This window comes from Pollutimonas rozaliensis, assembly GCF_048751585.1.
GTDB lineage: Bacteria > Pseudomonadota > Gammaproteobacteria > Burkholderiales > Burkholderiaceae_B.
In genome coordinates this window covers 1-233 of the sequence record NZ_JAZHOB010000379.1, presented here as the reverse complement: position 1 = coordinate 233, position 233 = coordinate 1, and the positions used below count along the sequence as shown (strand labels likewise).

1 pseudogene is annotated in these 233 nt (G+C 45.9%); it reads left to right on the top strand.

The window, feature by feature from the left end:
- Positions 1 to 32 precede the first annotated feature (32 nt).
- A pseudogene (locus V0R37_RS23305) lies at positions 33 to 233 on the top strand (glutamate--cysteine ligase); the annotation flags it as partial.

Here is a 233-nt window from a genome sequence, read left to right as displayed (position 1 = left end):
AGCGACTAGCACGAGTTGCTAATCAACCAGAAATATTTCAGCAGTTTGGCCGCGGTGTTGAACGTGAAACTTTACGTTATACCGTCGATGGCAGCATTGCCCAAACACCGCATCCAGAAGCCTTGGGGTCAGCATTAACTAATGCTTGGATTACCACCGACTTTGCTGAATCATTACTGGAATTTATTACGCCAGTGTCGAACAACGTCGATACCTTAATGGCTCAATTAGCC